Source organism: uncultured Kluyvera sp. (assembly GCF_902485085.1).
GTDB lineage: Bacteria > Pseudomonadota > Gammaproteobacteria > Enterobacterales > Enterobacteriaceae > Kluyvera > Kluyvera ascorbata.
Map to the genome: position 1 here is coordinate 56681 of NZ_CABTJS010000050.1, position 12936 is coordinate 69616.

The 12936-nt window shown below is 55.3% G+C and carries 12 protein-coding genes and 5 tRNA genes; 2 read left to right on the forward strand and 15 right to left on the reverse strand.

Annotation, left to right across the window (positions count from 1 at the left end):
- Window positions 1-55: 55 nt before the first annotated feature.
- Window positions 56-538, forward strand: coding sequence for a zinc ribbon-containing protein (locus RDN66_RS06535; RefSeq protein WP_035894318.1), 483 nt, complete (start codon window positions 56-58; stop codon window positions 536-538).
- A 56-nt stretch (window positions 539-594) separates the two neighbouring features.
- On the opposite strand, the gene rihA is transcribed toward RDN66_RS06535, so the two are convergent.
- The 10 genes from rihA to miaB all read right to left on the reverse strand — a co-directional run bounded on the left by rihA (window position 595) and on the right by miaB (window position 10957).
- A complete protein-coding gene (gene rihA / locus RDN66_RS06540; RefSeq protein WP_202216238.1) occupies window positions 595-1530 on the reverse strand; it encodes a pyrimidine-specific ribonucleoside hydrolase RihA in 936 nt (311 codons plus the stop codon).
- Between the two features lie 141 nt (window positions 1531-1671).
- On the reverse strand, window positions 1672-2397 hold the full coding sequence (locus tag RDN66_RS06545) for an amino acid ABC transporter ATP-binding protein (RefSeq protein ID WP_202216237.1): 726 nt from the start codon (window positions 2395-2397) through the stop codon (window positions 1672-1674).
- Entirely contained in the window at window positions 2397-3071 is a 675-nt protein-coding gene (gene gltK, locus RDN66_RS06550; RefSeq protein WP_202216236.1) for a glutamate/aspartate ABC transporter permease GltK, read from the reverse strand. The genes RDN66_RS06545 and gltK overlap by 1 nt, the downstream gene beginning before the upstream one ends.
- Window positions 3071-3811 carry an amino acid ABC transporter permease gene (locus RDN66_RS06555; protein WP_035894314.1) on the reverse strand — a complete coding sequence of 247 codons (741 nt, stop codon included), beginning with the start codon at window positions 3809-3811 and terminating at the stop codon, window positions 3071-3073. Before RDN66_RS06555 ends, gltK begins: the two co-directional genes overlap by 1 nt.
- Window positions 3812-3977: 166 nt before the next feature.
- The gene (locus RDN66_RS06560) at window positions 3978-4898 is read right to left on the reverse strand and encodes an amino acid ABC transporter substrate-binding protein (protein ID WP_035894313.1); all 921 of its coding nucleotides are present in this window, start codon (window positions 4896-4898) and stop codon (window positions 3978-3980) included.
- Window positions 4899-5324: 426 nt separating this feature from the next.
- Window positions 5325-6863, reverse strand: a complete 1539-nt coding sequence (lnt, locus tag RDN66_RS06565; RefSeq protein WP_202216235.1) for an apolipoprotein N-acyltransferase — start codon at window positions 6861-6863, stop codon at window positions 5325-5327.
- A gap of 5 nt (window positions 6864-6868) precedes the next feature.
- The gene (corC, locus tag RDN66_RS06570; protein WP_035894346.1) at window positions 6869-7747 is read right to left on the reverse strand and encodes a CNNM family magnesium/cobalt transport protein CorC; all 879 of its coding nucleotides are present in this window, start codon (window positions 7745-7747) and stop codon (window positions 6869-6871) included.
- A 121-nt stretch (window positions 7748-7868) separates the two neighbouring features.
- Complete coding sequence (gene ybeY / locus RDN66_RS06575) at window positions 7869-8336, reverse strand: rRNA maturation RNase YbeY (protein ID WP_202216234.1); 468 nt, start codon at window positions 8334-8336, stop codon at window positions 7869-7871.
- Complete coding sequence (locus RDN66_RS06580; RefSeq protein ID WP_035894310.1) at window positions 8333-9379, reverse strand: PhoH family protein; 1047 nt, start codon at window positions 9377-9379, stop codon at window positions 8333-8335. Before RDN66_RS06580 ends, ybeY begins: the two co-directional genes overlap by 4 nt.
- A gap of 153 nt (window positions 9380-9532) precedes the next feature.
- Window positions 9533-10957, reverse strand: coding sequence for a tRNA (N6-isopentenyl adenosine(37)-C2)-methylthiotransferase MiaB (miaB, locus tag RDN66_RS06585; RefSeq protein WP_308537712.1), 1425 nt, complete (start codon window positions 10955-10957; stop codon window positions 9533-9535).
- A gap of 149 nt (window positions 10958-11106) precedes the next feature.
- On the opposite strand from miaB, the gene ubiF reads away from it, so the two are divergent.
- Window positions 11107-12282 (forward strand): 3-demethoxyubiquinol 3-hydroxylase, encoded by a 1176-nt coding sequence (gene ubiF, locus RDN66_RS06590; RefSeq protein ID WP_202218150.1) that lies wholly within the window; start codon window positions 11107-11109, stop codon window positions 12280-12282.
- Between the two features lie 112 nt (window positions 12283-12394).
- On the opposite strand, the gene RDN66_RS06595 is transcribed toward ubiF, so the two are convergent.
- The 5 genes from RDN66_RS06595 to RDN66_RS06615 form a co-directional block, all read right to left on the reverse strand.
- Window positions 12395-12469, reverse strand: a tRNA-Gln gene (locus RDN66_RS06595).
- Between the two features lie 44 nt (window positions 12470-12513).
- Window positions 12514-12590: transfer RNA gene (locus tag RDN66_RS06600), tRNA-Met, on the reverse strand.
- Between the two features lie 20 nt (window positions 12591-12610).
- Window positions 12611-12685: transfer RNA gene (locus RDN66_RS06605), tRNA-Gln, on the reverse strand.
- Between the two features lie 37 nt (window positions 12686-12722).
- Window positions 12723-12797: transfer RNA gene (locus tag RDN66_RS06610), tRNA-Gln, on the reverse strand.
- Window positions 12798-12820: 23 nt separating this feature from the next.
- Window positions 12821-12905, reverse strand: a tRNA-Leu gene (locus tag RDN66_RS06615).
- Window positions 12906-12936 lie beyond the last annotated feature (31 nt).

Consider the following 12936-nt stretch of genomic DNA (forward strand, 5'->3'; position numbering starts at 1 on the left):
ATAAAGTAAATAACGGCTATTATTAGAAGAGGTTAACTGGCTGGGAGAGGAAACAATGAACAAGGTTGCTCAAATTTACCGTGAATTGGTTGGTTCGCTAACTGAACGTCTGCGCAATGGTGAACGTGACATCGATGCCCTGGTCGCACAGGCGCGGGCGAAGGTCGCACAAACCAGCGAGTTAACGCGCACTGAAATTGATGAACTGCTGCGCGCCGTGCGTCGTGACCTCGAAGAGTTTGCGATGAGCTACAGCGAAAGCCAGGAAGAGGATTCCGACAGCGTGTTTTTGCGGGTAATTAAGGAGAGTCTCTGGCAGGAGCTGGTGGATATTACCGATAAAACGCAGCTGGAGTGGCGTGAGGTTTTCCAGGACTTGAACCATCACGGGGTGTATCACAGCGGGGAAGTGGTGGGGCTGGGCAATCTGGTGTGTGAGAAGTGTCACTACCATCTGGCGGTGTATACGCCGGACGTGCTGCCGCGCTGCCCGAAGTGCGGGCATGACCAGTTCCAGCGTCGGCCGTTCGAGCCGTAATTGGCATTCCCGGCGGCGCTTCGCCGGCCTACAAGCGAAGCGCCGCCGGGGCAGGTTCAACGGTAAAACGCTAACCGCTCCGCCAACAGGTCAACAAACGCCTCACGGTCAACATCTACCATGACCGTCGCATTCGGTTTGTTCCCCGTCAGGAAGTAATAATCCACCACGGTCATCCCTTGGGTATATTTCCCCTGGGTCTCTACGCCGACCCAGCGCTCAACGGTGGTGAAAATCTCCGGCTTCAGCAGCCAGGCGATGGTGCACGGGTCATGCAGCGGCGCACCGACAAAGCCCCATTTTTCGTCTTTGTGGTATTCCATAAAGAAGTCGAGCAGCTCGGCAACAATGGTTGAAACCGGGTTGCCAATGGCGCGAAAACGCTCGGTATCGGCGGCGTGGATCTGCGCTTTATGGGTCACATCAAGTCCAGCCATGACAACCGGAATACCCGACTGGAAGACGATTTCTGCCGCTTCTGGGTCAACGAAGATATTGAACTCGGCGGCTGGCGTCCAGTTACCCAGGCTCATTGCGCCGCCCATGATAACGATTCTGGCGATTTTAGCGTGCAGCTCAGGATGGCTGTTTAGCAGCAATGCCACGTTGGTTTGCGGGCCGGTAGAGACAATCGTCACCGGCTGCGGGCTTTCACGCAGGGTTTTGGTCATCAGCTCAACGGCGGTGCACGGCTGTGGCGCGAACGAAGGTTCCGGCAGCGCCGGGCCATCAAGCCCGCTTTCGCCGTGCACGTTATCGGCAATAATCAGCTCGCGCATCAGCGGCTTCACCGCGCCGCCAGCGACAGGGATATCTGGGCGATTCAGCAGCGTCAGCATGCGCAGTACGTTATGCAGCGTTTTGTCAGGCGTCTGGTTTCCGGCGGAAGAGGTGATGGCTTTCACCTCCAGTTCAGGTGAGGCAAGAGCGAGAACAATGGCGATCGCATCGTCATGACCCGGGTCGCAATCGAGAATAATCGGCTGTGCCATAGCGGTTCCTTTTCAGCATTATTTTGTGACAAGGGTAAAGCTTGAATGGAGAAGGGACGAGAATCGAGACGTCAAAGCGTGACGCAGAGCGCAAAAGGGTAGCCCGGCGCCGCTTCGCTCGGCCGGGCTACATCAGGAGAGTTAGTGCAGGATTTTGGCGAGGAAATCTTTTGCGCGGTCAGATTTCGGGTTGGCGAAGAAGGCCTCTTTGTCGGCATCTTCAACAATCTTGCCTTCATCCATAAAGATGACGCGGTTGGCCACTTTGCGGGCAAAGCCCATTTCGTGGGTCACCACCATCATGGTCATCCCTTCGTGGGCTAGTTCCACCATGACGTCCAGCACTTCGTTGATCATTTCAGGATCGAGCGCCGACGTCGGTTCATCAAACAGCATCGCCACCGGATCCATGCACAGGGCGCGGGCGATTGCCACGCGCTGCTGCTGGCCGCCGGAGAGCTGTGCCGGGAACTTGTTGGCATGCGCGGAAAGCCCTACGCGCTCAAGCAGCTTTAAGCCTTTGTCGCGGGCGGCGGCTTTATCGCGCTTCAGCACTTTCACCTGCGCCAGCGTCAGGTTCTCGATGATAGACAGGTGCGGGAACAGCTCGAAGTGCTGGAACACCATGCCGACGTGAGAACGCAGCTTTGCGAGGTCGGTTTTTTTGTCGTTAACCCTGGTGCCGTTCACCAGGATTTCGCCCTGCTGTACCGGTTCCAGGCCGTTAACGGTTTTAATCAGCGTGGACTTGCCGGAGCCGGACGGCCCACATACCACCACCACTTCACCTTTTTTTACTTCCGTGGAGCAATCGGTCAGCACCTGAAAGTGACCATACCATTTAGAGACGTTTTTCAGGGTAATCATTATACGGTCCTTTTCTTCAAGTAGCTGACCAGCAGCGAGGCGCTAAGGCTAATCACAAAATAGACAAAACCAGCAAACAGGATCATTTCCACCTGAGTCCCGTCACGCTCACCAATCGTGGAAGCGGTACGGAAGAAGTCCGCGAGGCTCAGGACGTATACCAGCGAGGTATCCTGGAACAGGACAATCCCCTGGGTTAACAGCAGCGGTACCATGGCGCGGAAGGCCTGCGGCAGAATGATGAGCTTCATTGACTGCCAGTGGGTCATCCCCAGCGCCAGCGCGGCGCTGGACTGCCCGCGCGAAATGCTCTGAATGCCCGCACGGATAATCTCGGAGTAGTAGGCGGCTTCAAACATCGAGAATGCCACCATCGCGGAGATCAGGCGGATATCGCTTTTCGGCGACAGCCCGAGCACGTTTTGCAGGAAGCCCGGCACAATCAGGTAGAACCACAGCAGCACCATCACCAGCGGCACGGAGCGGAAAACGTTGACGTAGGCTTTGGCAAACCAGGCAACGGGTTTAAACGCCGACAGACGCATCACCGCCAGCAGCGTACCCCAGACGATACCGATGATAATCGCCGTGACGGTAATTTTGAGGGTGATAACCAGACCTGCCAGCAGGTAAGGCATCGACGGAACAATCGAACTCCAGTCAAAATCGTACATTATTTACCTCCCAGATTGCCTGGCAGGCGGATTTTGCGTTCCACCAGCGCCATCACCAGCATAATCACGGCGTTAATGAAGACGTAGGCGAGGGTGATCGCCGTAAAAGATTCCCAGGCGTGCGCGGAGTAGTCCAGCAGCTTGCCCGCCTGCGCGGCCATGTCCACCAGACCAATCGTGGAGGCGATGGCCGAGTTCTTCACCAGGTTCATCATCTCGGAAGTCATCGGCGGCACAATCACGCGATAGGCGTTCGGCAGCAGTACGTAGCGGTAGGTTTGCGGCAGGGTCAGGCCCATCGCAAGACCGGCGTTCTTCTGCCCACGCGGCAGCGACTGAATGGCGGCGCGTACCTGCTCGCAGACGCGGGCGGCGGTAAACAGACCCAGACAGATCATCGAAGAGAGGAAGAACTGAATGTTCGGATCCAGCTCCGACTTAAACCACATGCCGAGGTTTTCCGGCAGCAATTCCGGCACCACAAGGTACCAGGTAAAGAACTGCACGATCAGCGGAACGTTACGGAACAGCTCAACGTAGCAGGTGCCGAGTGAGGATAAAAAGCGGTTAGGAACGGTACGCAGAATGCCGAACAGTGAGCCGACGAGGAAAGCAATAATCCAGGCGGTAATCGAGAGCGCGACGGTGACCTGGAAACCGCTCCAGAGCCAGCCGAGATAGGTGGTGTTGCCGAATGGGGCCTGTTGTAAAAAGATTCCCCAGTTCCAGTCTATTGACATAATGAACTCCAGAAAAAAAAGGGTAGCAGTACGACCTGCTACCCTCGAAGATTGTTGAACAGCGTTTTGCGGTATTCAGGCCAGGTGGGGAACGACCACCTGACGTATAGTCTGTCCGTGCTGAACCACAATCGAGAGGGCAGATTTATCCGCCCCATTTTTTTAATTAGTTAAGTGCTTTGTCGTTTGGCGTTTTGAACAGCGCTTTCATCTCTTCTGACAGCTCAAAGTTCATGTTCAGGTTTTTCGGTGGAATTGGGTTTTTGAACCACTTATCAAACCATTTCGCCGCTTCGCCTGAAGTCTGCGCCTGAGCGATGGTGTCATCCATCAGCTTTTTGAAGTCCGGGTCATTCTTACGCAGCATACAGCCGTAAGCTTCCTGAGACTGCGGCTTGCCGACAATCTCCCAGTTGTCTGGTTTCTTGGCTTTCGCACGTTCACCCGCCAGCAGGGCATCATCCATCATAAACGCCACCGCGCGGCCGCTTTCCAGCGTACGGAAGGAGTCGCCGTGGTCTTTGGCGCTGATGATGCGCATATTCATTTTTTGCTCGTCGTTCAGCTTGTGCAGCAAAATTTCAGAGGTGGTACCGGAGGTCACAACAACGGCTTTGTCTTTCAGATCCGGGAAGTCTTTAATCGGGCCGCCTTTTTTCACCAGCAGACGGGTGCCGACGACGAAGATAGTGTCGGAGAACGCAGCCTGTTTCTGGCGCTCAACGTTGTTGGTGGTGGAACCACACTCAAAGTCGAAGGTGCCGTTTTGCAGCAGTGGAATACGGTTTTGAGAAGTGATTGGAATCAGCTTCACGTCCAGTTTCGGGTTGTTGAGCTTTTTCTTGATAGCGTCAACGATGGCGTTGGAGTAGTCCTGAGAGTAACCGACCACTTTCTGCTGGTTGTCGTAGTAGGAGAACGGCACAGATGATTCACGGTGGCCTACGACGATAACGCCGTTTTTAGCAATTTTATCCAGCGTCGATTGCTGCGCGGCATCGGCGGCAGGCTGTGCGTCTTCTGCATGCGCCAGGCCAGCGGTCACACCCATGACCAGCATGGCGGCGGCCAGTTTACGTAATTGCATATCCAACTCCTTTATCCTCTGCATCCGCAAAGATGCATTGATACCCATTGTGATTGTTGTGTTGTTTTCGCTGCGTCTTTAGCGTGCAGCGTTATGTGTGTTTGTTAGCATTTAGTTTGGCTTAATGTAAAGATTTTGCTGCTTTATTGTTTATTTTTGCGAGGCGCCCCGCACCGTTTTGAGGCAAAAATCGCAGTTTGCACAATAATGGTGCCACCGATGTCGTGTTGTGGTGCAACCTGGTTGCGCCGATCGGGGATATGCAGCCTCTTGATTATATTAAGCAATTGGCGTGCCAGAATGGGAGTTTGGGAAGGAGAGGGAGCGTGTAGGCCAGATAAGCGTAGCGCCATCAGGCGCAATACTGCACGGTTGCCGGATGGCGGCGTACCGCCTTATCCGGCCTACAGTCGATGGTGCACTATTTTATTTGCGGCGCTGGCGCAGGCTCATCACCAGCGCACCAAAACCAAACAGCGCGGTAATTAGCCACACGGTCCAGTCACCGGTTCGCGCATAAGGCGTTAAGCCGGTGGTTGGCGTCACTTTGGTGGTCAGAACCTGACGCGTGAACTGCGGGATCATCGCCTGAATTTCACCGCGTGGGCCAATTACGGCGGTAATACCGTTGTTGGTGCTGCGCAGTAACGGACGCGCCAGTTCCAGCGCGCGCATGCGTGCCATCTGGAAGTGCTGCCACGGGCCGATGGACTTACCAAACCATGCGTCGTTAGAGATAGTCAGCAGGAAGTTGGTGTCCGGGCGGAAGTTGTCGCGCACCTGCTGGCCGAGAATAATCTCGTAGCAGATTGCGGCGGTCAGCTTCAGGTTATGCGCCTGCAGCTGAGGCTGGACGTAAGGACCACGGCTGAATGACGACATCGGCAGGTCAAAGAACGGCGCGAGTGGGCGCAGAATCGACTCCAACGGCACAAACTCACCAAACGGTACCAGGTGGTTTTTGTTGTAGCGATTGGTCGACTCGTAGCTGTACGGGCTGTCTTTGCCCAGCGTGATGATGGTGTTGTAGGTGTCGTAGCGATTCTGCTTATTGAGGCGTGAGTCGACGATACCGGTAATCAGCGTGCTGTCTTTGGCGCGCAGTAAATCATCCATCATGCTCAGGAAGCGCTGTTGGTTGATTTCCAGGTCCGGGATAGCGGATTCAGGCCAGATAATCAGCTGCGACTTGCCCATCACCTGCTCGGTGGCATCGAGGTAAATTTTCAGCGTATTCAGCAGCTCTTTTTCGTCCCACTTCATTGCCTGCGGAATATCGCCCTGCACCAGCGAAACCTGGGTGGTTTTATCGGTTTGCAGGGTATACCACTGGATATAGCGTAGCGGGAACGGCAGGGCGAAGAGAACGACGCCAACGACCAGCGGACGCCAGCTGCGGGTCACCAATGCCAGCACTAACAGGCCGCTTACGGCCATCAGCAGGAAGTTGATGGCCTCCACGCCCATCAGCGGCGCCAGCCCTTTCAGCGGGCCGTCAATCTGGCTGTAGCCAAACTGTAGCCACGGGAAACCGGTCAGCACCCAGCCGCGCAGGTACTCGGTGATTTGCCAGACAACCGGCGCGGCAATGGCAACGCGAACCCAGTTGGTCTTCGGCCACAGGCGCGACAGAATGCCGGCAAACAGCCCGGTATACAGCGACAGGTAAGCCGCGAGCAGCACCACGAGGAAGACGTTGACCGGGCCCGGCATACCGCCAAACTGCGCGATGCTGACGTATACCCAGTTAATGCCGGTACCAAACAGGCCAAAGCCCCAAAAATAACCAATGGCGGCGGCCTGCACGGGGCGACGGTTAAGCGTCAGCGCCTGCAGCCCAAACAGCGAAACAATCGCCGCAGGCCAGATGTCATAGGGAGAAAAAGCCAGCGTACCGCTGGCTCCGAAAAGTAGCGCCAGCAGCAGACGAATGCGCTGGCGTTCAAGCAGTGAGGCAAAGGCCATGAAGGTTATTCATCCAGTTTCGGTTGTGGGGAATCGTCCGGAATTTTAACGTGAACCTGAATAATACGACGGCTGTCCGCCATAGCGACCTTGAACTGGTAACCATCGATGTCGATGGTTTCACCACGGGCTGGCAGATGGCCAAAGGCCTGCATCACCAGACCGCCAATGGTGTCTACTTCGTCATCGCTGAAGTGGGTGCTGAACGCGTCGTTGAAGTCCTCAATTGAGGCCAGCGCCCGTACCGTCCAGGTGTGGCGGCTGAGCTGACGGAAGTCGATATCGTCCTCTTCGTCATACTCATCTTCAATTTCGCCGACAATCAGTTCGAGAATGTCTTCAATCGTCACCAGACCCGACACGCCGCCAAACTCATCGATAACGATGGCCATATGGTAGCGCTGGGAGCGGAACTCCTTCAGCATACGGTCAACCCGTTTGCTTTCTGGAACGACAACCGCGGTGCGTAACACTTTATCCATGCTGAAAGCTTCAGAGTCGCTGCGCATAAACGGCAGCAGGTCTTTAGCCATCAGAATCCCTTCGATGTGATCTTTATCCTCACTGATCACCGGGAAACGCGAGTGGGCGGACTCGATGATCACATCAAGACATTCGTCCAGGGTCTGGTTGCGTTTCAGGGTAATCATTTGGGAGCGCGGGATCATGATGTCGCGGACGCGTTGGTCTGCGATATCCATTACCCCTTCAAGCATATCGCGCGTATCTTCATCGATAAGCTCGTTCTGCCCGGAATCACGGATCAGCGCCAGGAGATCGTCACGGTTTTTGGGTTCACCGTGGAAAAGCTGGCTGAGTAAGAGGGAGAAGAATCCCTTTTTGCTGTTTACTGTGTCACTACTGTGTGAATTGTCGTCGCTCATGGCGTCGTTTGGGTTCTCATGTTGATTTAACTGTCGCTCGTCGCGCGTAAAGTCAGCGCCGGACGGCATGTATACTCGTGGTACTTCACGTCTATAAAAGGCAGGGCCGAAGCCCTACCGTTTATTCTTTCTCGGAAATGTACGGATCCTCATAGCCCAGAGCAAGCATTATCTCTGTCTCGAGGCTTTCCATCTCTTCCGCTTCTTCATCTTCAATATGGTCATAGCCGAGCAGATGCAGGCTACCGTGCACGACCATATGCGCCCAGTGAGCTTCCAGCGGCTTGCCTTGCTCAACGGCTTCTTGCTCAACCACCTGACGGCAGATGATCAAATCGCCCAGCAGCGGCATTTCCATTCCCGGTGGGGCTTCAAAGGGGAATGACAACACGTTAGTCGGTTTATCTTTACCGCGGTAGGTGAGGTTCAGTTCGTGGCTTTCCGCTTCATCCACCAGGCGAATCGTGACTTCTGATTCTTCCTGAAACTGTGGGATAACGGCATTCAGCCATGTCTGAAACTGACTTTCTTCTGGCAGACCGGTGTTGTTTTCACAGGCCAACTGGAGATCGAGGATCACCTGACTCATTTCTGCTCCTGCGCCTGAGCTTCGCGTTTACGTTCTGCGGCCAGCTCGGCTTTACGTTTTTGATCGGCTTCTTCCCACGCTTCATAAGCGTTAACGATGCGGGCAACCACCGGGTGGCGCACCACGTCTTCGCTGTGGAAGAAGTTAAAGCTAATTTCATCGACTTCAGCCAGCACTTCAATCGCGTGGCGCAGGCCGGATTTAGTGCTGCGCGGCAGGTCAATCTGGGTGACGTCACCGGTAATGACCGCCTTGGAGTTGAAGCCGATACGGGTCAGGAACATTTTCATCTGCTCGATGGTGGTGTTCTGGCTTTCATCGAGGATGATAAAGGCATCGTTCAGCGTACGCCCGCGCATGTAGGCCAGCGGTGCAACTTCGATGACGTTGCGCTCCATCAGCTTCTCAACTTTCTCGAAGCCGAGCATTTCGAACAGCGCGTCGTACAGCGGGCGCAGATACGGGTCTACTTTCTGGCTCAAATCACCCGGCAGGAAGCCGAGTTTTTCGCCCGCCTCAACCGCAGGGCGGGTCAGCAGAATACGGCGAATTTCCTGGCGCTCCAGCGCATCAACGGCAGCCGCAACGGCGAGGTAGGTTTTACCGGTACCCGCAGGGCCCACGCCGAAGGTGATGTCGTGGTCGAGAATGTGGGCGATATACTGCGCCTGGTTTGGCGTACGCGGTTTAATCACCCCGCGTTTGGTTTTGATATTGATGGCTTTGCCGTATTCAGGCACGCTCTCCGCGCTTTGTTCCAGCACGCGCGCTTCTTTAATCGCCAGGTGAATCTGTTCCGGCTCAATATCCTGAATCTGGCCGCGCATCGGCGCGGTATCAACGTACAGGCTGCGCAGAATGTCGGCAGCGGCGGTCACGCAGATGGCGCGTCCCGTCAGTTTGAAATGGTTATCGCGGCGGTTGATCTCGATGCCCAGTCGTCGCTCCAGCTGTTTGATATTGTCATCAAACGGGCCACACAGGCTCAGCAGACGGGCATTGTCGGCTGGCTCCAGGGTAATTTCGCGAGTGTCTATGTTCAAACTGTTCCTCTTATGCGTGAGTTGCCGGTAGTAAGACGTGACCGGCTGATAAAGGAATTATTCACGCCGCAGTAAAAAGGCGCAAGCATTGCAATAAATATGGGGATAGCAGCAGGAAATACAAGGCCCGTCAGGGGAGACGGGCCAGGGAGATTAAGGCTGATAAATCCCGACGCCCGCGTCGCTCTCTTTACGCGTACGCGCAATCACCGACTCCGGTGATTCAACGATGCGCAGGCCCATCTCGTCCTCGGTGCGCACCAATTTGCCGCGCAGTGAGTTGGTGTAGACATCAACGATCTCCACATCGACGAATTTACCGACCATATCCGGCGTGCCTTCGAAGTTAACCACGCGGTTGTTCTCGGTGCGTCCGGTCAGCTCCATAATGCTCTTACGGGAGGTGCCTTCCACCAGAATTCGCTGCACGGTGCCCAGCATACGGCGGCTCCAGGCCATGGCCTGCTGGTTGATGCGCTCCTGCAAAATATAGAGGCGCTGTATCTTCACCTCTTCTGGTACATCGTCGACCATATCGGCCGCTGGCGTACCTGGACGGGCGGAGAAGATAAAGCTAAAGCTAACGTCAAAGTTCACGTCGCCAATCAGCTTCATGGTCTGCTCGAAGTCCTGGTCGGTTTCGCCAGGGAAACCGACGATAAAGTCGGAGCTAATCTGAATATCCGGGCGCGCTTCGCGCAGCTTACGGATGATGGATTTGTATTCCAGCGCCGTATGGGTACGCCCCATCATGTTCAACACGCGGTCAGCGCCGCTCTGAATTGGCAGATGCAGGAAGCTCACCAGCTCCGGCGTATCGCGATACACGTCGATAATGTCGTCGGTAAATTCGATTGGGTGGCTGGTGGTGAAACGGATACGGTCGATGCCGTCAATCGCCGCCACCAGACGCAGCAGCTCGGCAAAGCTGCCGGTAGTACCGTCGTAGTTTTCACCGCGCCAGGCATTGACGTTCTGCCCCAGCAGGTTGACTTCACGTACGCCCTGGGCGGCCAGTTGGGCAATTTCAAACAGAATATCGTCGCACGGACGGCTGACTTCTTCACCGCGGGTATAAGGCACCACGCAGTAAGTGCAGTATTTGTTGCAGCCTTCCATGATAGAGACAAACGCGGTCGGGCCGTCGGCGCGCGGCTCCGGCAGACGGTCAAATTTCTCGATTTCCGGGAAACTGACGTCAACCACCGGGCGGCGGTTATTACGTACGGCATCGATCATTTCTGGCAGACGGTGCAGGGTCTGTGGGCCAAAAACGATATCCACGTAGTGCGCGCGCTGGCGGATAAGTTTGCCTTCCTGTGAGGCGACGCAGCCGCCTACACCGATAATCAGCTTAGGATTTTTTGCTTTAAGTAATTTCCAGCGGCCTAAAAGGTGGAAGACTTTCTCCTGGGCTTTCTCACGGATTGAGCAGGTATTCAGCAGCAGGACGTCGGCTTCTGCTGCGTTTTCAGTCAGTTGATACCCATGAGTGGCATCCAGCAGATCGGCCATCTTTGATGAATCGTATTCGTTCATCTGACAGCCCCAGGTTTTAATATGGAGTTTTTTTGTCATCGACTTGCTCTTGCTCAATTATGAATAGCCCACATTGCAGGGCGCGTATTGTAATGCTTTGGTGCGGTTGTGACCAGCTTGACGGTTATTGGCCTCGGAGGGCGAAAGTCCGGTAAACTGAAGGTATTCGGCTTTAAGGATAATAAATGATGACAATTCTACACAAAGACGTTGCGGTGGTTGGCGGCGGGATGGTCGGTGGTGCGCTGGCGTTAGGGTTGGCGCAGCAGGGGTTTTCCGTGGCGGTGCTGGAGAAGAATCCGCCAGCGGACTTTGACCCGACCTCGCAGCCTGATGTTCGGATTTCAGCCATCAGCGCTTCGTCGGTGCAGTTGCTGCGTGACCTGGGCGTCTGGGATGCCGTACTGGCGATGCGTGCGCACCCCTGGCGCCGTCTGGAAACCTGGGAATGGCAAACGGCGCACGTTGTTTTTGATGCCGCGGAGCTGAAGCTTCCGAACCTTGGCTATATGGTTGAGAACAACGTCCTGCAACTGGCGCTCTGGCAAGCGCTGGAGGCGCATCCGCAGGTCGCGCTATTGCACAGCGCATCGCTGCAGGATATGCAGGTCGAAGGCGATAGCCACATTTTACATCTGGATGACGATCGCAAGGTTGCTGCTCGTCTGGTGGTGGGGGCCGACGGTGCGCTTTCGCAGGTGCGTCAGCAGGCGGGAATTGGCACAAACGGCTGGCAGTATCCGCAGTCCTGCATGTTGATAACCGTACAGTGTGACAACGAACCCGGCGACAGCACCTGGCAGCAGTTTTCGCCAACCGGGCCGCGCGCTTTTCTGCCGTTGTTTGATAACTGGGCATCGCTGGTGTGGTATGACACACCGGCGCGGATTCGCCAGTTGCAATCGCTGCCGATGCCGCAGCTACAGCGAGAAATCGCGAGCCATTTTCCACAGCGTTTGGGAGCCGTTACGCCGGTGGCGGCCGGGGCGTTTCCATTAACCCGCCGTCATGCCCAGCAGTATGTACAGCCGGGGCTGGCGCTGGTTGGCGATGCTGCCCATACCATTCATCCGCTGGCGGGGCAGGGGGTAAACCTTGGCTATCGCGACGTTGACGCGCTGCTGGATGTGCTGGCGAATGCGCGCAGCATCGGCGAAAACTGGGCCAGCCTGACGGTGTTACAGCGTTATCAGGCGCGCCGTCGGGTAGATAATCTACTGATGCAGAGCGGGATGGATCTGTTCTACGCTGGGTTCAGTAACGATCTCGGCCCGCTGCGTGTATTACGTAATGTGGGATTAATGGCGGCGCAGCGCGCGGGCGTGTTGAAGCGTCAGGCGCTGAAGTACGCGCTGGGATTATAGTTCTCGGTTTGTCCCGGGCTACCTTATCAACGTAGCCTGGGCAAACTCAGTGACCCCGGGAATATAAAAGCACAAAAACAAAAAAAGCTCGCCGAAGCGAGCTTTTTGAAAATGGCTGGGGTACGAGGATTCGAACCTCGGAATGCTGGTATCAGAAACCAGAGCCTTACCGCTTGGCGATACCCCAACAATTTTTTTCGAATTTATCGATAACTCGATAGATTCTGAATTTGGTGGCTACGACGGGATTCGAACCTGTGACCCCATCATTATGAGTGATGTGCTCTAACCAACTGAGCTACGTAGCCGATACTAACATATTCTTCGATGGCTGGGGTACCTGGATTCGAACCAGGGAATGCCGGTATCAAAAACCGGTGCCTTACCGCTTGGCGATACCCCAATACCGTCGCGGCTATCCGCAAATATCGAAGAAAATATGGCTGGGGTACCTGGATTCGAACCAGGGAATGCCGGTATCAAAAACCGGTGCCTTACCGCTTGGCGATACCCCATCCGTGCAACGCTTATTGGTGAATGGTGCGGGAGGCGAGACTTGAACTCGCACACCTTGCGGCGCCAGAACCTAAATCTGGTGCGTCTACCAATTTCGCCACTCCCGCAAAAAAAGATGGTGGCTACGACGGGATTCGA